The organism is Shinella sp. 1A1, assembly GCF_055379515.1.
In genome coordinates, this window is sequence record NZ_AP039671.1 from 2,466,486 (window position 1) to 2,487,212 (window position 20,727).

General features: G+C 65.3%; 16 protein-coding genes. 12 read left to right on the forward strand and 4 right to left on the reverse strand.

Annotated features, from left to right (window positions below; all coding sequences use genetic code 11):
* Positions 1-151 precede the first annotated feature (151 nt).
* The gene (locus ACZ48C_RS12210; RefSeq protein ID WP_454631955.1) at positions 152-1,681 is read right to left on the reverse strand and encodes a sigma-54-dependent transcriptional regulator; all 1,530 of its coding nucleotides are present in this window, start codon (positions 1,679-1,681) and stop codon (positions 152-154) included.
* A gap of 165 nt (positions 1,682-1,846) precedes the next feature.
* Between ACZ48C_RS12210 and ACZ48C_RS12215 the strand changes: the two genes are divergently transcribed.
* The 9 genes from ACZ48C_RS12215 (at position 1,847) to ACZ48C_RS12255 (ending at position 12,668) form a co-directional block, all read left to right on the forward strand.
* Complete coding sequence (locus ACZ48C_RS12215) at positions 1,847-3,700, forward strand: M3 family oligoendopeptidase (RefSeq protein WP_464781252.1); 1,854 nt, start codon at positions 1,847-1,849, stop codon at positions 3,698-3,700.
* An 18-nt stretch (positions 3,701-3,718) separates the two neighbouring features.
* Positions 3,719-4,876: an aminodeoxychorismate synthase component I gene (locus ACZ48C_RS12220; protein WP_464781253.1), complete on the forward strand. Its 1,158-nt coding sequence runs from the start codon at positions 3,719-3,721 to the stop codon at positions 4,874-4,876.
* Complete coding sequence (locus ACZ48C_RS12225; RefSeq protein WP_464781254.1) at positions 4,861-5,634, forward strand: aminotransferase class IV family protein; 774 nt, start codon at positions 4,861-4,863, stop codon at positions 5,632-5,634. Before ACZ48C_RS12220 ends, ACZ48C_RS12225 begins: the two co-directional genes overlap by 16 nt.
* 151 nt (positions 5,635-5,785) lie before the next feature.
* Positions 5,786-7,237 carry a homospermidine synthase gene (locus ACZ48C_RS12230; RefSeq protein WP_119256680.1) on the forward strand — a complete coding sequence of 484 codons (1,452 nt, stop codon included), beginning with the start codon at positions 5,786-5,788 and terminating at the stop codon, positions 7,235-7,237.
* Positions 7,238-7,409: 172 nt separating this feature from the next.
* On the forward strand, positions 7,410-7,781 hold the full coding sequence (gene omp10, locus ACZ48C_RS12235; protein WP_415212561.1) for an outer membrane lipoprotein Omp10: 372 nt from the start codon (positions 7,410-7,412) through the stop codon (positions 7,779-7,781).
* A 199-nt stretch (positions 7,782-7,980) separates the two neighbouring features.
* A complete protein-coding gene (locus ACZ48C_RS12240) occupies positions 7,981-9,930 on the forward strand; it encodes a 5'-nucleotidase C-terminal domain-containing protein (RefSeq protein WP_464781255.1) in 1,950 nt (649 codons plus the stop codon).
* Between the two features lie 127 nt (positions 9,931-10,057).
* The gene (hemH, locus tag ACZ48C_RS12245; RefSeq protein ID WP_464781256.1) at positions 10,058-11,086 is read left to right on the forward strand and encodes a ferrochelatase; all 1,029 of its coding nucleotides are present in this window, start codon (positions 10,058-10,060) and stop codon (positions 11,084-11,086) included.
* A gap of 98 nt (positions 11,087-11,184) precedes the next feature.
* Positions 11,185-12,207, forward strand: coding sequence for an SPFH domain-containing protein (locus ACZ48C_RS12250; protein ID WP_318909859.1), 1,023 nt, complete (start codon positions 11,185-11,187; stop codon positions 12,205-12,207).
* A 2-nt stretch (positions 12,208-12,209) separates the two neighbouring features.
* Positions 12,210-12,668 (forward strand): NfeD family protein, encoded by a 459-nt coding sequence (locus tag ACZ48C_RS12255; protein WP_119256675.1) that lies wholly within the window; start codon positions 12,210-12,212, stop codon positions 12,666-12,668.
* Positions 12,669-12,672: 4 nt separating this feature from the next.
* Here ACZ48C_RS12255 and ACZ48C_RS12260 read toward each other — a convergent pair whose 3' ends face one another.
* Entirely contained in the window at positions 12,673-13,668 is a 996-nt protein-coding gene (locus ACZ48C_RS12260) for a KpsF/GutQ family sugar-phosphate isomerase (protein WP_119256674.1), read from the reverse strand.
* A gap of 149 nt (positions 13,669-13,817) precedes the next feature.
* Between ACZ48C_RS12260 and ACZ48C_RS12265 the strand changes: the two genes are divergently transcribed.
* Positions 13,818-15,296 (forward strand): outer membrane beta-barrel protein, encoded by a 1,479-nt coding sequence (locus ACZ48C_RS12265; RefSeq protein WP_464781257.1) that lies wholly within the window; start codon positions 13,818-13,820, stop codon positions 15,294-15,296.
* Here ACZ48C_RS12265 and galU read toward each other — a convergent pair whose 3' ends face one another.
* Positions 15,297-16,184 (reverse strand): UTP--glucose-1-phosphate uridylyltransferase GalU, encoded by an 888-nt coding sequence (gene galU, locus ACZ48C_RS12270; protein WP_119256673.1) that lies wholly within the window; start codon positions 16,182-16,184, stop codon positions 15,297-15,299. It lies immediately after the preceding gene.
* A gap of 200 nt (positions 16,185-16,384) precedes the next feature.
* Between galU and ACZ48C_RS12275 the strand changes: the two genes are divergently transcribed.
* A complete protein-coding gene (locus tag ACZ48C_RS12275) occupies positions 16,385-17,608 on the forward strand; it encodes a lytic murein transglycosylase (protein ID WP_119256672.1) in 1,224 nt (407 codons plus the stop codon).
* 138 nt (positions 17,609-17,746) lie between these two features.
* Positions 17,747-18,901: an SGNH/GDSL hydrolase family protein gene (locus ACZ48C_RS12280; RefSeq protein ID WP_318909862.1), complete on the forward strand. Its 1,155-nt coding sequence runs from the start codon at positions 17,747-17,749 to the stop codon at positions 18,899-18,901.
* Positions 18,902-19,178: 277 nt separating this feature from the next.
* Here ACZ48C_RS12280 and ACZ48C_RS12285 read toward each other — a convergent pair whose 3' ends face one another.
* A complete protein-coding gene (locus tag ACZ48C_RS12285; RefSeq protein WP_119256671.1) occupies positions 19,179-20,636 on the reverse strand; it encodes a glutamate synthase subunit beta in 1,458 nt (485 codons plus the stop codon).
* Positions 20,637-20,727 lie beyond the last annotated feature (91 nt).

Sequence of the window (20,727 nt, forward strand, 5' to 3'; positions counted from 1 at the left end):
GAACGTCCGTTGCCCCAGATGACTGCCAATTGCGGTGAGAGCATGGCAAATCCGCCACACTCGTCATCGCGCACCCGTTATAGTGAACAATCCACTAACAGGGAATAAACGGCAATCGAGAAATCCCAAGTGGCCGGGATTCCAAGGGGTTTTACGCAGCTTCCTTCATCGGATCGTCGGGGTCGATCCCGTAATCCTTCAATTTGCGGTAGAGCGTCGAGCGGCCGATGCCCAATTTGCGGGCAACCTGGCTCATCTGGCCATGATAGAATTTCAGGGCGAAGCGGATCAGTTCCTCCTCCACATCGGCCAGCTTGCGCACATGGCCGCCCTTGTCGACGCTCGAGATCGCATTGTCCGGCACGTCGGCATCGACTGATTCGTTCGGGCGGAAGTCCGGATAGACGCTCGGCAGATGGCTCTCGGCCGACGGCTCCGGCGCGCGGAAGGCCGTCGTGTCCCAAGTCGCGGCGCCGCTTTCGGCAAGGCCGTAGCCCGGCACCTGCGCGGCGATCTGCGGGAAGTCGGAGGCCGTCAGCTCCGCCCCTTCGGAGAGCACCACGGCCCGGAAGATGGCGTTTTCGAGCTGGCGGATATTGCCCGGCCAGTCATAGGCCGTCAGCAGCGCCAGCGCGCCGGCCGAGACGGCGAGCGGGCGGGCGAGCTTCTGCTCCCCGGCGAAGCGCTGCACGAAGGCGCGCACCAGGACCGGGATGTCCTCCTTGCGCCGGCGCAGCGCCGGAATGGTGATCGGGAAGACGTTGAGGCGGTAGTAGAGGTCCTCGCGGAAGCGCCCCTCGCGCACCTCGTTGATGAGGTCGCGGTTGGTCGCCGAGATGAGGCGGACATTGACCTTCTGCGGGAAGCGTGCGCCGATCGTCTCGATCTCGCCCTGCTGCACCGCGCGCAGCAGCTTCACCTGCACCTCGAGCGGCAGGTCGCCGATCTCGTCGAGGAACAGCGTGCCGCCGTCGGCCTCCATGAACTTGCCGGTATGACGCTCCGTCGCGCCGGTGAAGGCGCCCTTCTCGTGGCCGAACAGGATGCTCTCGACCAGATTGTGCGGAATGGCGCCGCAGTTGACGGTGACGAAGGGCTTGTGCGCCCGGTCGCTTCCCGCCTGGATGGCGCGCGCCACCATTTCCTTGCCGACGCCCGACTCGCCTTCCAGCACCACGGGGATGTTGGACTGCGCCGCGCGGCGGCCGAGTTCGATCACGCGCAGCATCTCGGAGCTCGCCGAGACGATATCGTCGAACTGCACGGCCTCGGAGCGGCCGCGCCGCCCGGTACGCCCGCGCCCTTCCCGCTGGTCGACCTTCAGCGCATTGCCGACGGCGACGTTCAGCCGCTCCGGCGAGACCGGCTTGACGACGAAATCGAAGGCGCCGGCGCGCATGGCCGAGACCACCGTCTCGATGCCGCCCTGCCCCGTCTGCACGATCACCGGAATGGTGTTCTCGCGCTCGGCGAGCGCGTCGAGGAAGGCAGAACCGTTCATTTCGGGCATCATCAGGTCGAGCAGGATCACATTGATCAGACCGCCCTTGCGATCGAGCAGATCGAGGCCCGCGCGGCCGTTTTCCGCCATATGGCAGATATGACCGGAGCGCTCGATCATGTTCTTCAGAAGCCTGCGCTGGACAGGATCGTCATCGATGACAAGAATATGGGCCGTCACTGGAACCTCCTTGCCGAAGGCGCGCGTCATGCACGCCCTGGGGAACTGGATACCAGCGGACCATGGCAGAAAGGGTTGAACATGCCGTTTTGAGAAAGGCTTGCATTTTAACCAACGCCGACGCAAGCAATGAACCCGCCCTGCCCACCAGGAAGAGAGATATCGATGAAGCGCACTTTCCTTGAACCCCGGATCGATTTCGCGACCGCGGAGGCCGCCGCCGGCGCCGAGCTGGGCGACCTGCCCGGCTGGAACCTCGCCGACCTCTACCCCTCGCCGGCCTCGCCTGAATTCAAGGCCGACATGCAGAAGGCCGAAGCGGATTCGCTCGCCTTCGAGGCAAAGTGGAAGGGCAAGCTCGACGCCGCCACCGAGAAGACCGGCGACGAAGGCATCGGCGCGGCCGTGCGCGAATTCGAGGCGCTGGAAGACGTGATGGGCCGCCTCATCTCCTTTGCCGGCCTCACCTATTTCACCAACACGACCGAGCCGGCGAACGGCAAGTTCTATGGCGACGTACAGGCCAAGCTCACCGACCTCGGCGCGCATCTCCTGTTTTTCTCCCTTGAACTCAACAGGATAGAAGACGAACGCATCGAGGCAGCGCTGACGAAAGATGCCCTTGCCGCGCATTACCGCCCGTGGATCGAGGACCTGCGCAAGGACAAGCCCTACCAGCTCGACGACAAGACCGAACAGCTCTTCCTCGAAAAGTCGATGACGGGCGCGGCCGCCTGGAACCGCCTCTTCGACGAGACCATGGCCTCGCTGCGCTACACGATCGACGGCGAGGAACTGCCGCTGGAAATCGCCCTCAACCAGCTCCAGTCGCCGGACGGCGAGGCGCGCCGCAAGGCTGCCGAAGCGCTGGCGAAGACCTTCAAGGACAATATCCGTACCTTCACGCTGATCACCAACACGCTCGCCAAGGACAAGGAAATCTCCGACCGCTGGCGTGGCTTCGAGGACATCGCCGACAGCCGGCACCTCGCCAACCGCGTCGAGCCGGAAGTGGTTGCGGCGCTGGCGGAAGCCGTGCGCGAAGCGTATCCGCGCCTCTCCCATCGCTACTATGCGATGAAGGCAAAGTGGCTCGGAATGGAGCAGATGGACTACTGGGACCGCAATGCGCCCCTTCCCGAGACATCGGATGCAACCATTCCGTGGAGCGAGGCGCGCGACACCGTGCTCGCGGCCTACAGTGCCTTCGCGCCGGAAATGGCGGCCATCGCCAGGGACTTCTTCGACAAGGGCTGGATCGACGCGCCGGTGCGTCCCGGCAAGGCCCCCGGCGCCTTCGCCCATCCGACCGTGCCCTCCGCGCACCCCTATGTTCTCGTCAACTACATGGGCAAGCCGCGCGACGTGATGACGCTTGCCCACGAGCTCGGCCATGGCGTGCATCAGGTTCTGGCCGGCGGCCAGGGCGCATTGATGGCCTCCACACCGCTGACGCTTGCCGAGACTGCCTCCGTCTTCGGCGAGATGCTGACCTTCCGCAGCCTGCTCGACAAGACGAAGGACAAGCGCGAGCGCAAGGCCATGCTCGCCCAGAAGGTGGAGGACATGATCAACACGGTCGTGCGCCAGATCGCCTTCTACGAATTCGAGCGCAAGGTGCACACCGCCCGCAAGGAAGGCGAACTCACCAGCGACCAGATCGGCGAACTCTGGCTCTCCGTGCAGGGCGAAAGCCTCGGCCCGGCGATCCGCATTTCCGAGGGCTACGAGACCTACTGGGCCTATATCCCCCACTTCATCCACTCGCCCTTCTACGTCTATGCCTATGCCTTCGGCGACTGCCTGGTGAACTCGCTCTATGCCGTCTACCAACAGGCCGAGACCGGCTTCCAGGCGAAGTATTTCGACCTGCTCAAGGCCGGCGGCACCAAGCATCACACCGAACTCCTCAAGCCCTTCGGCCTCGATGCGAGCGATCCGTCGTTCTGGAGCAAGGGACTGTCGATGATCGAGGGGCTGATCGACGAACTGGAAGCGCTTGATAAGGCGTCATCGTAAAAGAAGCCGGAAGCCCGCATGACCGACCGCGAACGCTTTGTGCTCCTCAGGGACGACCGTGAGGATCGGACGGTGGTTTTCGCCGATCCGCTCGCGGTCGTCACCGTGCGCGAGCGCGCCGGCTTCGAGCCGGCCTTCGCGGCCCTGCAGGCCGCCCACGAAAAGGGCCACTGGATCGCCGGCTTCATGAGCTATGAGGCCGGCCATCTCTTCGAGAAGAAGCTGGCCCCGCTCGCGAAGGAGAAACGCCCGACCCCGCTGATGAGCTTCGGCATCTTCGAAAAGCCGGCGGACGAGCACCCGCTCGCGACGCCGCGGCAACGTGTCGAAAACGAACCTTTCCTTGCCGATCCCAGGGCCGACTGGGATTTCGAGACCTACCGCGGCCGCTTCGATCGCCTGCATCAGCACCTCCGGCAGGGCGATTGCTATCAGGCAAACCTCACCATGCCGATCCGCGCCCGCTGGAACGGCGACCCGCTCGCCGCCTTCTGGTCGCTGATCGAACGCCAGCCGGTGCGCTACGGCGCCTTCGTCTCGCTCGACGGGCCGAAACTGCTCTCCCGCTCACCGGAACTCTTCTTCGATATCGACAAAGAGGGCTGGATCGAGACGCACCCGATGAAGGGCACCGCGCCGCGTGGGGGCAACGCGGCCGAGGACGAGCGCATCATCGCCGCCATGCAGGCCGATCCGAAGTCGCAGGCGGAAAACCGCATGATCGTCGACCTACTGCGCAACGACATCTCGCGCATCACCGAGGTCGGCACGCTGCACGTCCCGAAACTCTTCGCGGTCGAGACCTACCCGACCGTGCACCAGATGGTGAGCCACGTCCGGGCGAAGCTGACGCCGGGCATCTCCATCCGCGATATCTTCGCCGCCCTCTTCCCCTGCGGCTCGATCACCGGCGCGCCGAAGATGCGCGCCATGGAGATCCTGCACGACCTGGAGGACAGCCCGCGCGACGCCTACTGCGGCGCCATCGGCATGATCGCCCCCGACGGCACCATGCGCTTCAACGTCGCCATCCGCACCATCTCGCTCTTCGAGGACGGCAGCGCCGTCTTCAATGTCGGCGGCGGCATCGTCTTCGATTCCACCGCAGAGGCGGAATATGAGGAATGCCTGCTGAAGGCGCGCTTCGCCGTGGGGGACCAATGGATATCTCGCTGATCGAGACCCTGCGCTGGGAACCCGGCACCGGCTTCGTACGACTGGAGCGGCATCTGGCGCGGCTGGCGCGGTCGGCGGAGGCGCTTGGATTGTCGGGGGCGGAAAAGGCGCGGGACGCCCTGTTCGCCGCGCTACCCCCCTCTGCCCTGCCGGGCGTCTCCCCCACAAGGGGGGAGATTGGCAAGAGGCAAGGTCATCTCTCAACCGCGGCCACTGAAATGGGCAAGGCGTCCCCCCATCCAATCTCCCCCCCTGTGGGGGAGATGCCCGGCAGGGCAGAGGGGGGTGCGCCGCAACCGCAACCCCTGCGCATCCGCCTCGAACTCTTCCCCGATGGCCGGATCGACGTGCAGACCGCCGCCTTCACACCCCTTGCGGCGGATGCGGTTTGGCGCGTGAAGCTCGCCACCACCCGCCTCTCCTCCGCCGATCCGCTGCTGCGCCACAAGACATCCCGCCGCGCCCTCTACGCCGCGGCACGCGCCGAATTCCCCACGACCGAGGCCGACGAAGTCATCCTCCTCAACGAGCGCGGCGAACTCTGCGAGGGCACCATCACCTCGCTGTTCCTCGACGACGGCACCGGCCCGCTGAAGACCCCGCCGCTCGCCTCGGGCCTGCTCGCCGGCGTTCTGCGCGAGGAGCTGCTGGAAACCGGCAGCGCCGCCGAGGCGGTGCTGCGGCCGGAGGACCTTCATGGCGGCACGATCCTCGCCGGCAATTCGCTGCGCGGCCTGATCCGCTGCGTCCTCGCGTGAGGCGGCGACGGCGGCTTAAGCATATCGCCGCAGAAATATTTGGCCGCCCTTTATTGTGACAGAAATCTGTGCTCTAGCGCTGCCATACTATGCTAAGGGGCCTTGGAGGCCCTGATTTTCAGCGCAAAGCGGCCGTCCGCAGGAGACCCAAATGGCAGACAGCACCTATCCGGTACATGGCGAAATCACCGGCCCGATCGTGATGATCGGTTTCGGCTCCATCGGTCGCGGCACGCTTCCGCTGATCGAGCGCCACTTCAAGTATGACCGGAACCGGCTGATCGTCATCGAGCCGCGCGAAGACGACGCCGACGCCGAGCTCTATGCCCGCCACGGCGTTCGCCACATCAAGGCCCATGTCACCAAGGAAAACTACAAGGATCTCCTGAAGCCGCTCCTCACGGAAGGCGAAGGCCAGGGCTTCTGCGTCAACCTCTCCGTCGATACCGGCTCGGTCGATCTCATCAAGTTCTGCCGCAAGCTCGACGTGCTCTACATCGATACGGTCGTCGAGCCCTGGCTCGGCTTCTATTTCGACAAGGACATGAAGAACGCCGACCGCACGAACTACGCCCTGCGCGAGACCCTGCGCAAGGAAAAGGAAAAGCATCCGGGCGGCACGACCGCCGTTTCGACCTGCGGTGCCAATCCGGGCATGGTCTCCTGGTTCGTCAAGCAGGCGCTGCTGAACCTTGCCAAGGACCTCGAAGTCAAGTTCGAAGAGCCCTCGCAGGACGACCGCGAAGGCTGGGCCAAGCTGATGAAGAAGGTCGGCGTCAAGGGCATTCACATCGCCGAACGCGACACCCAGCGCACCAAGAACCCCAAGCCCTTCAACACCTTCTGGAACACCTGGTCCGTGGAGGGCTTCATCTCGGAAGGCCTGCAGCCGGCCGAACTCGGCTGGGGCACCCATGAGAAGTGGATTCCGAAGAACGCCAAGAAGCAGAAGAAGGGCTGCAAGGCCGCCATCTATCTGGAGCAGCCCGGCGCCAACACGCGCGTGCGCTCCTGGTGCCCGACGCCCGGCCCGCAATACGGCTTCCTCGTCACCCACAACGAGTCGATCTCGATCGCCGACTTCTTCACGGTGCGCGACAAGGACGGCGACGTCACCTACCGCCCGACCTGCCACTATGCCTACCATCCCTGCAACGACGCCGTGCTGTCGCTGCACGAGATGTTCGGCAATGGCGGCCACCAGCAGCCGGTGCTGCACGTCCTCGACGAGAATGAGTTGGTCGATGGCGTCGACGAACTCGGCGTGCTGCTCTACGGCCACGACAAGAACGCCTACTGGTACGGCTCGCGCCTGTCGCTGGAAGAGACCCGCCGCATCGCCCCCTACCAGAACGCGACCGGCCTGCAGGTGACCTCCGCCGTGCTCGCCGGCATGGTCTGGGCGCTGGAAAACCCGAAGGCCGGCATCGTGGAAGCCGATGAGGTCGACTACAAGCGCTGCCTCGAAGTACAGATGCCCTATCTCGGCCCGGTCGAAGGCCACTACACCGACTGGACCCCGCTCGACGGCCGCCCGGGCCTCTTCCCGGAAGACCTCGACACGAAGGATCCGTGGCAGTTCAGGAACGTTCTCGTTCGCTGAACCGGCCCGCAATTTTCCAAGGAAAGCGCCCGCGGCAATCCCGCGGGCGCTTCGCTTTCAATGGGATAATGCCCGCCGGCCGGGCAGCGCGTCTTGCTTTCGACTTCTCTTCACGGCATGTTCTGGCGAACCGGACGGGTGCTTCGCGCCGCCGAGACTTTGGGAGAACCAGATGAAGCCGATCGCAGCCCTCAGCCTGCTTGCCGCCGCCGCAGCGCTTGCTTCGTGCCAGACGGAACCGGCGCCGCGCAGCCTTCCGGTCGCCCAGCAGCCCATGCAGCAGGGCGTCGAGGGCGCCTGGGTCGATCCGAACGGCATCGTCTCGACCTTCTCGAGCGGCACCTTCACGACGCGCACGACCGATACGAACCAGCTCCTCGCCTCCGGCACCTATATCAAGACCTCGCCGACGCTGGTCGAGATCAACATGACCTCGCTGGTGCGCAACACGCAGTCCAAGGTCAATTGCGCGCTGGTCAATCAGCACCAGCTCAACTGCACCACGGCCGAAGGGGCGCAGTTCTCGCTGGCGCGCCGCACCTGATCCGGCACCTCGCTTCTCAAAAGGGCCGCAAGGCCCTTTTTTCGTTTCGGGCCGGGTAGCCGGCAGGGACCGTCTTTTCACTTGAAGTTGCTTTCGTCCGGTGGAAACATTCGCCGGCCGGCTGTCATGTTTCCGGCCTATCCGGAAGCCGGGCATGCCCTCCGCGCCATCGGGCGCGGCAACCGAGGAGAACAGGACCATGACGCTTATCCGATCCAGCCTTCTGGCCGCCTCCCTCATCGCGCTCTCCAGCGGTGCGGCATTCGCCGATTACGAGCTGAACATCCTGCATATCAACGACCTGCATTCGCGCATCGAGGCGATCAACAAGTTCGATTCGACCTGCTCGGCCGAAGAGGAAGGCAAGGGCGAATGCTTCGGCGGCGTCGCGCGCCTGAAGGCCGCCATCGACGCCGAGCGCCAGAAGCTTTCCGGCAAGAACGTGCTGCTCCTCAATGCCGGCGACAATTTCCAGGGCTCGCTCTTCTACACGACCTACAAGGGCGCGGCGGAAGCCGAGTTCCTCAACCTCATGAAGTTCGACGCCATGACCGTCGGCAACCATGAATTCGACGACAGCGAGGATGGCCTCGCCACCTTCCTCGACAAGGTGCAGTTCCCGGTGGTCACCGCGAATGTCGCCGCCAGCGCCAGCTCCAAGATCGGCGACCGCATCAAGCCCTTCATCGTCATCGAGCAGGGCGGCCAGAAGATCGGCATCGTCGGCGCGGTCGCCAACGACACCGAGGAACTCTCCTCCCCCGGCCCGAACGTGCTGATCGGCAACGATGTCGCCGACATCACCGCCGCCGTCGCCGAGTTGAAGAAGGAAGGCGTCGACAAGATCGTCGCGCTCACCCATGTCGGCTATCCGCGCGACCTCGCCGCCATCGCCAAGATTCCGGATGTCGACGTCGTGGTCGGCGGCCACTCCCACAGCTTCCTTTCCAGCACGTCGGACAAGGCGGAAGGCCCCTATCCGACGATGGTCGATAATCCCGGCGGCTACAAGGTGCCCGTCGTGCAGGCCGGCGCCTATTCGAAGTATCTCGGCAACCTGAAGGTCGTCTTCGACGATGCCGGCGTGGTGAAGGAAGCGACCGGCGCGCCGATCACCATCGATTCCTCCATCAAGCCCGACGAGGCCGTCCTTGCCCGCATCAAGGAACTGTCCGGCCCCATCGACGAGCTGAAGAACAAGATCGTCGCGGAAACCGCCGGGCCGGTCGACGGCTCGCGCGAAACCTGCCGCGCCGCCGAATGCGCCATGGGCAACCTCGTGGCCGACGCCATCCTCGACCGCACGAAGAACCAAGGGATGACCGTCGCAATCACCAATGGCGGGGGGTTGCGCTCCTCCATCGATGCCGGGCCGGTCTCCATGGGCGAGGTGCTCTCGGTGCTGCCCTTCCAGAACACCGTCGCGACTTTCCAGCTCAAGGGGTCCGACCTCGTCGCCGCGCTCGAAAACGGCCTCAGCCAGATTGAGGAAGGCGCGGGCCGCTTCCCGCAGGTCTCCGGCCTGAAATACGCCTTCGACAAGTCGAAGCCGGCCGGCAGCCGTGTCGTCTCGGTCGAGGTAAAGGAGGGCGATGCCTTCGCGCCGCTCGATCCGGACAAGACCTACGGCGTCGCCTCCAACAACTACCTGCGTGCCGGCGGCGACGGCTATGCCATCTTCGCGAAGGCCGCCGTGAACCCCTATGACTTCGGCCCGAACCTGGAACTGGTGGTCGCCGACTACCTCTCCGCCCACCGCCCCTACAAGCCCTATACCGACGGCCGCATCACCGAGGCCGCCGCCACCGGCATGGCGGAAGGCGCAACCGGAACCGAGACGAAGCCAGCCACCGCTGGCGAGGCGGCAACGCCCGCCGATAGCGGCACGACCGCGACGGAAGGCGCGGCGACGACTGGCAATACCGGGTCCGGCACTGCGACGACGGGATCGGAAGCAGCCGCCACGACGGCCGAAGGCAGCGTCGCAGCAGGCGGCAGGCACGTCATCGCACGCGGCGACACGCTCTGGGATCTCGCCAAGGCCGCCTATGGCGATGGCACGCTGTGGCGCAGGATCGCCGAAGCCAACGGCAATCCGCGTCCGCGCGCGCTCCATATCGGCAGGGAACTCTCGATTCCCGCCAAATAAGGACAATTTGTCTCCACTTTTTCCGCCGGTCCGGGCTTTCCCGGGCCGGCATTTCTTTTTAGAACCGTTCTGAACGAACCGGCTTTCGCCGCGCATGAGAACGACACCAGCACGCACAGGATCCACGATGGACATCGCCGCCAAGCCCGCCAACCATCCGACCGTCAAGCATGGCAAGGTCGGCGTGCTGCTCGTCAATCTCGGCACGCCGGACGGCACCGACTACACCTCGATGCGGCGCTACCTGAAGGAGTTCCTGACCGACAAGCGCGTCATCGAATGGCCGAGGATCGCCTGGTATCCCATCCTCTTCGGCATCGTGCTCAACACGCGCCCCGGCAAGGTCGGCAAGGCCTATGAGACGATCTGGAACAAGGAACGGAACGAGAGCTTCCTGCGCACCTATACCCGCAGCCAGGCCGAGCTGATGGCGAGGACGCTCGCCGAGCACCCGAATGTCGTCGTCGACTGGGCGATGCGCTACGGCCAGCCCTCCATCGCCTCGCGCATGGAGCACCTGCAGAAGGAAGGATGCGAGCGCATCCTCGTCTTCCCGCTCTATCCGCAATATGCGGCGGCGACGACGGCGACCGTCAACGACAAGGCCTTCGAGACCTTGCTGAAGATGCGCTGGCAGCCGGCGCTGCGCACCGTGCCGCCCTATCACGACGATCCCGCCTATATCGACGCCCTCGCCGTCTCCATCGAAAAGCACATCGCCGGCCTCGATTGGGAGCCGGAGCGCGTGCTCGCCTCCTTCCACGGCATTCCGAAAAGCTATTTCGAGAAGGGCGATCCCTATTACTGCCAGTGCCAGAAGACCGCGCGGCTGCTGCGCGAGCGCCTCGGCTGGTCGGCGGAGAAGCTGGTTCTCACCTTCCAGTCTCGCTTCGGCCCGGAGGAATGGCTCCAGCCCTATACGGACAAGACCGTCGAGAAGCTGGCCGAGGAGGGCATCAAGCGCATCGCCGTCTTCAATCCGGGCTTCGTTTCCGACTGCCTCGAAACGCTGGAGGAGATCGCCGAGCAGGCCGCCGAGAGCTTCCTGCACAATGGCGGCGAGAAGTTCTCGCACATTCCCTGCCTGAACGATTCCCCGGAAGGCATGGCCGTTCTGGAAAAGGTGGTGCGCCGGGAGCTTTCCGGCTGGATCTGAGTGCGATAATTCCCCTTCCCGCCCAAATAGACTGGTGTCGCGGAACGTATACCGTAGAGTGGCACCGCGCCGCACCGTCTTTCGTGGAGTAGAAGAACATGCCGTTTGCCGGACTGGATATCGTCGTCGTCGCCCTCGTGGTCCTGGTCATCCTGATCCTCTTTGCCGGGATCAAGACCGTCCCCCAGGGCTACCAGTACACGGTGGAGCGTTTCGGCCGCTATACGCGCACGCTGCAGCCCGGCCTCAACCTGATCGTCCCCTTCATCGACCGCATCGGCTCGAAGATGAACGTCATGGAACAGGTGCTCGACATTCCGACGCAGGAGGTCATCACCCGCGACAATGCCAGCGTCTCCGCCGATGCCGTCGCCTTCTACCAGATCCTGAACCCGGCCCAGGCGGCCTATCAGGTCGCCCATCTCGAGCACGCCATCATCAACCTGACCATGACCAACATCCGCTCGGTGATGGGCTCGATGGACCTCGACGAGCTGCTCTCCAACCGCGACAAGATCAACGACCAGCTGCTGCGCGTCGTCGACGAGGCGGCCAATCCCTGGGGCGTGAAGATCACCCGCGTCGAGATCAAGGACATCGCCCCGCCGAAGGACCTCGTCGACGCCATGGCGCGCCAGATGAAGGCCGAGCGCGAAAAGCGCGCGCAGGTGCTGGAGGCCGAAGGCTCACGAAACGCGCAGATCCTGCGTGCCGAGGGCGCCAAGCAGTCCGCCATTCTCGAGGCCGAGGGCTTGCGCGAAGCCGCCTTCCGCGATGCCGAGGCCCGCGAGCGCCTCGCCGAGGCCGAAGCCAAGGCGACGAAGATGGTCTCCGAGGCCATCGCGGCCGGCAACGTGCAGGCGATCAACTACTTCGTCGCGCAGAAATACACCGAAGCCATGGCCGCGATCGGCAAGGCGCCCAATTCCAAGATCGTGCTGATGCCGATGGAGGCCTCCTCGCTGGTCGGCTCGCTCGGCGGCATCGGCGCCATCGCAAAGGAAGTGTTCGGCGACGGCCCGGCCCCGGCGGCCGGTGCCCAGCGCGCGCGCCAGTCCACGCCGGCAACCACCGGCACGGGCTCCTTCCGTAATCCGTTCGACACGCCGCAGGGAACGTGAGCATGATCCAGGGCATCATCGGCGAACTCGGGCCCTGGGCCTGGTGGGTGCTGGGGATCGTTCTCCTGATCCTCGAAGTGCTGCTGCCCGGTGTCTTCCTGGTCTGGATCGGCATCGCGGCCATCGTCACCGGCGTCCTCTCCCTCGCCCTGTGGGGCGAGGCCCTCTGGTCCTGGCATGTGCAATGGCTGGTCTTCGCCGTGCTGTCGCTCGTCTCGGCCCTGATCGGCCGGCGCATCGTCAGCAGAAGCGGAGAGGCCAGCGACCAGCCGCATCTCAACCAGCGGGGCCAGAGCCTTATCGGCCGCACGGCGACGCTGGAGCAGCCGATCACCGAGGGCCGCGGCCGCATCCGGCTCGACGATACGATGTGGAGCGTCCAGGGGCCGGATCTGCCGGTCGGCGCACGCGTGCGCGTCACGGCCAGCAACGGCCGCGACCTCACGGTCGAGCCCGTCTGAGTCCTTAAGCGGCGCCGATCCTGAGCAGGTCGTGGAAATGCACGATGCCGACGGGGCGGAAGGCCTCGTCGGTGACGATCAGCGCGGAAATGTTGTGCTGGTTGAGAAGGCCGAGCGCGGCCGTCGCGAGCGTCGCCGGCTTCACGGTCTTGGGGCTGCGCGTCATCACCTCGTCGACGGTGAGCTCGGAGAGATTGCGCGACAGGTTGCGCGCGATATCGCCGTCGGTGACGATGCCGACCAGCGTCCCCGCCCCGTCGACGACGCCGACGCAGCCGTAGCGCTTCTGCGCCAGCATGTGCACCGCATCCGGCATCGAGGTGCCGAGCGCGACGAGCGGCATGTTCTCGCCGCTGTGCATGATGTCGCCGACATGGGAAAGGCTCGCCCCGAGCTTGCCGCCGGGATGGAAGGTCTTGAAATCCGTCGCCGTGAAGCCGCGCGCCTCCAGCAGCGCGACGGCGATGGCATCGCCCAGCGCAAGCTGCATCAGCGTCGAGGTCGTCGGCGCCAGCCCATGCGGACAGGCCTCCTGCACCTTCGGCAGCAGGAGCACGATATCGGCCGCCCGCGCCAGCGCCGACCGCTCGCCGGAGGTCATCGCGATCAGCGGAATGGCGAAGCGACGGGAATAGGAAACGATGCCCTGCAGCTCGGCGGTCTCGCCGCTCCAGGACAGCGCCAGGATCACGTCGTCGCGGCCGATCATGCCGAGGTCGCCATGGTTGGCTTCGACGGGATGGACGAAGAAAGACGGCGTGCCGGTCGAGGCGAGCGTCGCGGCGAGCTTCGCGCCGATATGGCCGGATTTGCCGATGCCGGTGACGATCAGCCGCCCGGCGATGCCGCCGATGAGCCCGACCGCCTCGCGAAAGACGTCGTGCAGTTCGCCTTCCAGCACCGCGGAAAGGGCGACGAGCCCCGCCTTCTCCGTCTCGATCGTCCGGATCGCGGAGGAAATGGCGCCCTCGACGTCAACTTTTGCCTGTCTTGTGATCATGCCCCTCGTTAGCGTTTTTGCCCGTGCCTGTCCATCGCGGACCGGCGCGCGAAAAGCGCGCGGTCAGCAACCAAGCGTTAACCATGGCGGTTTACGTTCGCTTAGGAAATTCGAGAATCGCAGGCCCTATCATGGCAGAGGCAATGGCAATGGAACGCGAGGCACTGGTGCCCCGCCCGAGACGGCGACTGGCCGGGCTTCTGCTCGCCGGCACCATGCTTGCCGCCGTTCCCGCCGCTGCCCAGCAGGCGAATTCCCTCACGCCCTCCGCCCTCGAGACGCTGGCGACGGGAACCACGGATCCTTCGGCGGGAGCCACGGAAAACCCCGATACGACCGACGCGACCACGACCGCCACGACGCCCCGTCCCGCCCTCAGCGACGAAGCGGTAGCCGCGCTTTCGGATGCCGGCGACCGCGACGGCATCGTCGAGCGGCGCGCCGAGCGGTTGAACCAGCGCGAGAACAGCCTCAGCGGCGTCCGCAACAGCCGGCTCGGCGATCCCTGGGAGCCGGTCGGCGTCCGCGTCGGGACGTTCGTCCTGCGCCCCTCGATCACGCAGGGCATCGGCTTCGAGCGCACGAAGAGCGGAAACACCACGACGAGCCGCACCTATTCCCAGACCGGCTTCCGGGGCTCCCTCACCTCCGACTGGTCTCGCCACCAGCTCACCATCGATGCCGAGGGCGTCTACCAGCGCAATATCAGCGGCACGGGGGAAACCGAGCCTGAGGCGCGGGTGAACGGCGACCTCCGGCTCGACCTCAGCGACGACACCGTCGCCCATATCACCGGTGGCTACGCGTTCGAGCGCGAAAGCGCCACCGATCCCAATGCCATCGTCGGCGCCAGCACCCAGTCCGGCGTGCAGACGCTATCCGGCGGGGCCAATATCATGCGCGATTTCGGCCTGATCCGCGGCACGTTCGGCGCCAATGTCGAACGGCACACCTACGGTTCGGCAACCGCCACCAACGGCAGCAAGCTGGACCAGTCGTTCCGCAACTATACGGAAGGGACGCTGACGGGCCGGATCGGCTACGAGCTTTCGCCCGCGCTGATCCCCTATCTCGAAGCCTCGGTGGGCCGCGCGGTCTATGACGACAAGCTTTCGGCCGGATACGAACGCTCCTTCTCGACGCTCGGCGCGCGGGCAGGCCTGGAAATCGATCTCGGGGAAAAGCTGCGCGGCGATCTCGGCGCCGGCTACAAGCGCGCCAAGTTCGACGACAGCCGCCTCGCCGCCCTCGAAGGGCTCACGATGGACGGCGCCGTCAACTGGTCACCGCTGCGCGGCACCGACCTGAGGCTCGGCCTGCGCACGGATCTGGAGCCCTCTTCCACGAGCGGCGAAAGCGGCTACGTCTCCTATGGCACGACGGCCGACCTGACGCATGAGCTGCGCGACAATCTCGTCGCACGCCTCAGCGCCGCCTATACGCTGCGCGACTTCTCCACGACGGGCACCGCCAACCAGAACATCTATCTGGTCGGCGCAGGCCTTACCTGGAACATAAACCGCTGGCTGGCGATGACCGGCGACGTCTCCTACGAGTTGACGCGCCAGTCGGGCGCCTCCGATACCGGCATCACGCGCGCCGGCATCGGCCTTGTCCTTCGCCGCTGATTACTTGAGACCCGCGACGAGCTGCTTCAGCGGGCCCTCGACGGCCGGGCGGATATCCGCACGGGCGAGCGCGAAGGCGATATTGGCGAGGATGAAGCCATCCTTGGCGCCGCAGTCATAGGTCTCGCCGCGGAAATGATAGGCGGCGAACTTCTGGCTGTCGGCAAGCTTCACCATGGCGTCGGTGAGCTGGATTTCGTTGCCCGCGCCGCGCTCCTGCGTGGAGAGGATCGGGAAGATTTCCGGCTGGAGGATGTAGCGACCGTTGATGAAGAAGTTGGAAGGCGCGGTGCCCTTCGCCGGCTTCTCGACCATCTGGGTGATGGCGAAACCGTCGCCGATCTTCTCGCCGACGCCGACGATGCCGTATTTGTGCGCCTGGTCGGGCGCGCATTCCTCGACGGCGATGACATTCGCGCCGCTTTGCTCGAAGAGCTCGACCATGCCCTTCATGCAGCCCTTCTCCGCCTTCATGATCATGTCCGGCAGAAGCAGGGCGAAGGGCTCGTTGCCGACGAGCTCGCGGGCGCACCAGACGGCATGGCCGAGACCGAGCGGCTCCTGCTGGCGGGTGAAGCTGGTGGAGCCGGCGACCGGCAGGATGCTTTCGAGCAACGTCAGCTCGGCCGTCTTGTTGCGCTGGCGCAGCGTCTGCTCCAGCTCGACCTGGATGTCGAAATAATCCTCGATGACCGCCTTGGAGCGGCCCGTCACGAAGATCAGGTGCTCGATGCCGGCATCCAGCGCCTCATCGACGACATACTGGATCACGGGCTTGTCCACGACGGTCAGCATTTCCTTCGGAACGGCCTTGGTGGCCGGAAGGAAGCGGGTGCCGAGGCCCGCCACTGGAAAGACTGCTTTGCGAACCTTACGTGTCTGCGACATTATTCACCTCGTTGTGCCCACGTCCTCATGGCCTGGGCCTAGCCGAGCCCAATTAGAAGCCAATTGCTATTTTTTTACAAAGAGAGACGCGGCAAAAGTTTGATGGTAAAGAATTTGTTGACTTCGTTTTTATAAGTTTTGCGTTCAGCCGGTGGTTCCATGCCGCCGTCCCGAAATTTAAGAAACGGACACGACAGCTGATGACACAGAATCTGAGAACCGTTCTGCGCCGATCCGCGCTCACCCTTCTTCTGTCGGCAGGGCTCCTCGCGCAGGCTTCCATGGCTCGCGCGGCCGATCCCCGCTTCCAGAAATGGATTGCCGATTTCTATGCCACGGCGGCCGACGCCGGCATCAGCAAGTCGACCTACCAGAAGGCCTTTGCCGGCGTGAAGACGCCCGATCCCGACGTGATCCAGAAGGCGACCTACCAGCCGGAATTCACCAACAAGATCTGGGATTATCTCGATTCGCGCGTGAACCCCTACACGGTGAAGATCGGCCGCGAAATGGCGGCCAAGCACGGCCGCACGCTCGCCGCACTGGAGCGGCATTTCGGCGTCGACCGCAACGTGCTGCTCGCCATCTGGTCGATGGAATCCAACTACGGCGCCGTGCTGAAGAAGGACGACCGGCTGCATTACGTGCCGCGCGCGCTGGCGACGCTTGCCTATGCCGATTCCAAGCGGGCGAACTATGCACGCAAGCAGCTCATCGCCGCTCTCAAGATCATCCAGCGCGGCGACATCGACGCCGCCGACATGACCGGCTCCTGGGCCGGCGCCATGGGTCACACCCAGTTCATCCCCACGAGCTACCTGATCTATGCCGTCGACGCCGACGGCAACGGCCACCGCGACATCTGGAACTCCGTGCCGGACGCGCTGGCGACCGCCGCGAACCTGCTGGCCAAGAATGGCTGGCAGGCCGGCAAGACCTGGGGCTACGAGATCGTCGTGCCGAAGGGCGGCAACAAATATTCCGGCCAGACGAAGACGCTCGCCCAATGGGCCAAGCTCGGCTTCACGCGCCCGGGCGGCAACGGCTTCAAGAACGGTTCCGACCGGGCCGAGCTCAAGCTGCCGGCGAATGGCGGGCCGGGCTTCCTGATGACCAAGAACTTCTTCGTCATCAAGCGCTACAACGCGTCGGATTCCTACGCGATGGGCGTCGGCATGCTGGCCGACCAGATCGCCGGCTATGGCGGCGTCAAGCAGCGCTGGCCGCGCCCGGACGGCGCGCTCGACATCACGGAAAAGTTCGAGCTCCAGACCCGCCTCAAGGAACTCGGCTATTACGAGGGCGAGGTTGACGGCAATTTCGGCTCCGGCTCCAAGGCTGCCATCCAGGCCTTCCAAAACCGCGTGGGCCTTGCCGCCGACGGCGAGCCGAGCCAGCAGCTCCTGCGCGCGCTGCGCCGCTGACCGGATGCGGTTTTTCGACAGGTTGAGGGGCGCTGCGGCGCCCCTTTTCGCTGGCGGGTGCTTCCGCTCGCCGCCGGCATTTGCCATCATGCCGCCACCGACCAGCCGCAGGATCGCGGCGAGAACGGAGCCTTCACGATGAACAGGACGACGACCACCCGGATTGTGCGCCTTGCCCTCGCGCTGGTGGCGGCCGCAAGCGTCGTCGTCACGTCCCTGCCCGCGAGCGCGCAGGAGCAGCGCCGCGAGCGCAAGACGATCCTCGAGCTTCTCTTCGGCACGCCGAAGCGCAAGGTCGTCGAGCCAGAGCCGCAGATCCAGAAGCCGCGCGCCGTCATCCGCAAGAAGAAGCCGGCCCCGACGGTCGCCAAGAAGGCCGAACCGCCACCGGTCGAAAAGCTGCCCGACGCCAAGGTGGTGCTCGTCGTCGGCGATTTCATCGCCGGCAGCCTCGGCGACGGTCTCGACGCCGCCTTCGAGACGACGCCGGGCATCCGCGTCGAGCGCCGCACCAACGGCTCCTCCGGCATCGTGCGCGAGGACTATTACAACTGGCCCGCATCGCTTCCCGCCCTGATCGCGGAGACCAAGCCAGCCCTCATCGTCGTCAGCATGGGCGCCAACGACCGCCAGCAGATGACTGTGGCCGGCGAGAAGGAGAAATTCCGCTCCGAGGCCTGGACAAAGGAATACGAGGCGCGCATCGCCCGCATCGCGGCGCTGGCCCGGCAGGATGGCAAGCCGCTGCTCTGGATGGGCATGCCGCCCTTCCAGTCCTCCGCGCTGACCGCGGACATGACGACGCTCAACACCCTCTATCACGCGAGCGCGGAGAAGGCCGGCGGCGAGTTCGTCGACATCTGGGACGGCTTCGTCGACGAGGACGGCAAGTTCGTCATTTCCGGTTCCGACATCAACGGCCAGCAGGTACGCCTGCGCGGCTCCGATGGCATCAACTTCACCAAGGCCGGCAAGCGCAAGCTCGCCTTCTACGTGGAAAAGGAAATCCGCCGCCTGCTCGGCGCTGCCGCCGCCGACGGCCCGGGCCTGCAGGGCGACCTCAAGGACCTCGTCGTCGCGACGCCCCCGGCGGAAGACGCCGAGATCACCAAGACCCAGCCCATCAGCCTCGCCGACCCGGCGCTGGACGGCGGCACCGCCCTCCTCGGCGCCGCGCCGATCAAGGGCACCGGCAAGAGCCTGCGCGACAAGCTGGTGGAAAAGGGCGAGACCGCCGACGCGCCGCTCGGCCGCGTGGACGATTTCCGGCTGGACAAGACGGCAACGCCGTAGGAGAGCAAGGTCCCTACGGCGGGACACGGCATTCCCCAATCACGCAAAGTGCGTTGCTCCCACCAAGCTCACTCCCTCTCCTTCGTCATCCTCGGGCTTGACCCGAGAATCCACGCCGCGGGCGAAGCCGTGCCGTGGGGACGGATAGTCGGGTCAAGCCCGACCATGACGAAAGAAACGTGGCGGATTGCGGTATTGTCAGCCGATGGAACTGGAGAACGCATGAAGGCGCGCCGGCATGCCGACGCGCCCTCTCAAATCGTGGCCCTGTCGAACCTCACCGCGGCAGCGTGGTCGAGCCCATCAGCGCCTCGTCGATGGCCCGCGCCGCTTGGCGGCCTTCACGGATCGCCCAGACGACGAGCGACTGGCCGCGGCGCACATCGCCGGCCGTCCAGAGCTTGTCCACCGAGGTCTTGTAGTCGCGGTCATTGGCGATGACGTTCGACGAGCCGCGCTTGTCGGTGTTGATTGCAAGCTTGTCGCCGAGGTCCTTCAGCACGCTGGTGGTGAAGGGGCCGCGGAAGCCGATGGCGATGAAGGCGAGGTCCGCCTTGATGATGAACTCCGTGCCGGGGATCGGCTTGCGGCGATCATCCACCTGGCAGCACTTCACGCCCGTCAGCACGCCGTCCTCGTCGCCGACGAATTCGAGCGTGCCGACCTGGAACTCGCGCACGGCGCCTTCGGCCTGCGAGGAGGAGGTGCGCATCTTCGTTGCCCAGAAGGGCCAGACGGCGAGCTTGTCTTCCTTTTCCGGCGGCTGCGGGCGGATGTCGAGCTGCGTGACCTTCACCGCGCCCTGGCGGAAGGCCGTGCCGACGCAGTCCGACGCGGTATCGCCGCCGCCGACGACGACGATATGCTTGCCGCCGGCCAGGATCGGCGCGGAGGGCCAGCCGACGCTGTCGATGTTTTCGCGGCCGACGCGGCGATTCTGCTGCACGAGATAGGGCATGGCATCATGCACGCCGGCGAAATCGACACCGGGAATGCCGGCGTCGCGCGGGGTTTCCGAGCCGCCGCAATAGAGCACGGCATCGTGCTCCGCCAGCATCTCGTCCATCGGCTTGTCGACACCGACATTGACGCCGTAGTGGAAGGTGACGCCCTCGCCGCGCATCTGGTCGACGCGACGGTCGATGAAGTTCTTCTCCATCTTGAAGTCCGGAATGCCGTAGCGCAGCAGGCCGCCGGCCTTGGATTCACGCTCGTAGAGATGGACCTCATGACCCGCGCGGGCGAGCTGCTGGGCGGCCGCCATGCCGGCCGGGCCGGAGCCGATGACGGCGACCTTCTTGCCGGTCTTCACCGTCGCCGGCTGCGGCACGATATAGCCCATCTCATAGGCCTTGTCGGCAATCGCCTGCTCGACGGTCTTGATGGAGACCGGAGTGTCCTCGAGGTTCAGCGTGCACGCCTCCTCGCAGGGTGCGGGGCAGACGCGGCCGGTGAATTCCGGGAAGTTGTTGGTCGAATGCAGGTTGCGGATCGCCTCTTCCCAGTTGCCGTTATAGACGAGGTCGTTCCAGTCCGGGATCTGGTTGTGCACCGGACACCCGGTCGGACCGTGGCAATAGGGAATGCCGCAGTCCATGCAGCGCGCGGCCTGCTTCTGCACTTCGGGGTCCGACATCGGAATGGTGAATTCGCGGAAATGGCGGATGCGGTCGGAGGCCGGCTGATACTTCATCACCTGCCGGTCGATTTCCATGAAACCAGTTACCTTGCCCACTTCAATAATCCTTGCTCAAGACGGGTGCCTCTCAGGCCCCGTTACCGGTGCGCAGCTCCGCTGTCGTACCGGTGAAGATGAAATCGATCCT

Bases quoted from the DNA above. Each gene is read 5' to 3' on its own strand.
- ACZ48C_RS12230 (WP_119256680.1), top strand. From the start codon at position 5,786: ATGGCAGACAGCACCTATCCGGTACATGGCGAAATCACCGGCCCGATC.
- ACZ48C_RS12215 (WP_464781252.1), top strand. From the start codon at position 1,847: ATGAAGCGCACTTTCCTTGAACCCCGGATCGATTTCGCGACCGCGGAG.
- ACZ48C_RS12240 (WP_464781255.1), top strand. From the start codon at position 7,981: ATGACGCTTATCCGATCCAGCCTTCTGGCCGCCTCCCTCATCGCGCTC.
- ACZ48C_RS12280 (WP_318909862.1), top strand. From the start codon at position 17,747: ATGAACAGGACGACGACCACCCGGATTGTGCGCCTTGCCCTCGCGCTG.
- ACZ48C_RS12265 (WP_464781257.1), top strand. From the start codon at position 13,818: ATGGAACGCGAGGCACTGGTGCCCCGCCCGAGACGGCGACTGGCCGGG.
- hemH (WP_464781256.1), top strand. From the start codon at position 10,058: ATGGACATCGCCGCCAAGCCCGCCAACCATCCGACCGTCAAGCATGGC.
- ACZ48C_RS12275 (WP_119256672.1), top strand. From the start codon at position 16,385: ATGACACAGAATCTGAGAACCGTTCTGCGCCGATCCGCGCTCACCCTT.
- ACZ48C_RS12220 (WP_464781253.1), top strand. From the start codon at position 3,719: ATGACCGACCGCGAACGCTTTGTGCTCCTCAGGGACGACCGTGAGGAT.
- ACZ48C_RS12255 (WP_119256675.1), top strand. From the start codon at position 12,210: ATGATCCAGGGCATCATCGGCGAACTCGGGCCCTGGGCCTGGTGGGTG.
- omp10 (WP_415212561.1), top strand. From the start codon at position 7,410: ATGAAGCCGATCGCAGCCCTCAGCCTGCTTGCCGCCGCCGCAGCGCTT.
- ACZ48C_RS12250 (WP_318909859.1), top strand. From the start codon at position 11,185: ATGCCGTTTGCCGGACTGGATATCGTCGTCGTCGCCCTCGTGGTCCTG.
- ACZ48C_RS12260 (WP_119256674.1), bottom strand. From the start codon at position 13,668: ATGATCACAAGACAGGCAAAAGTTGACGTCGAGGGCGCCATTTCCTCC.
- galU (WP_119256673.1), bottom strand. From the start codon at position 16,184: ATGTCGCAGACACGTAAGGTTCGCAAAGCAGTCTTTCCAGTGGCGGGC.
- ACZ48C_RS12225 (WP_464781254.1), top strand. From the start codon at position 4,861: ATGGATATCTCGCTGATCGAGACCCTGCGCTGGGAACCCGGCACCGGC.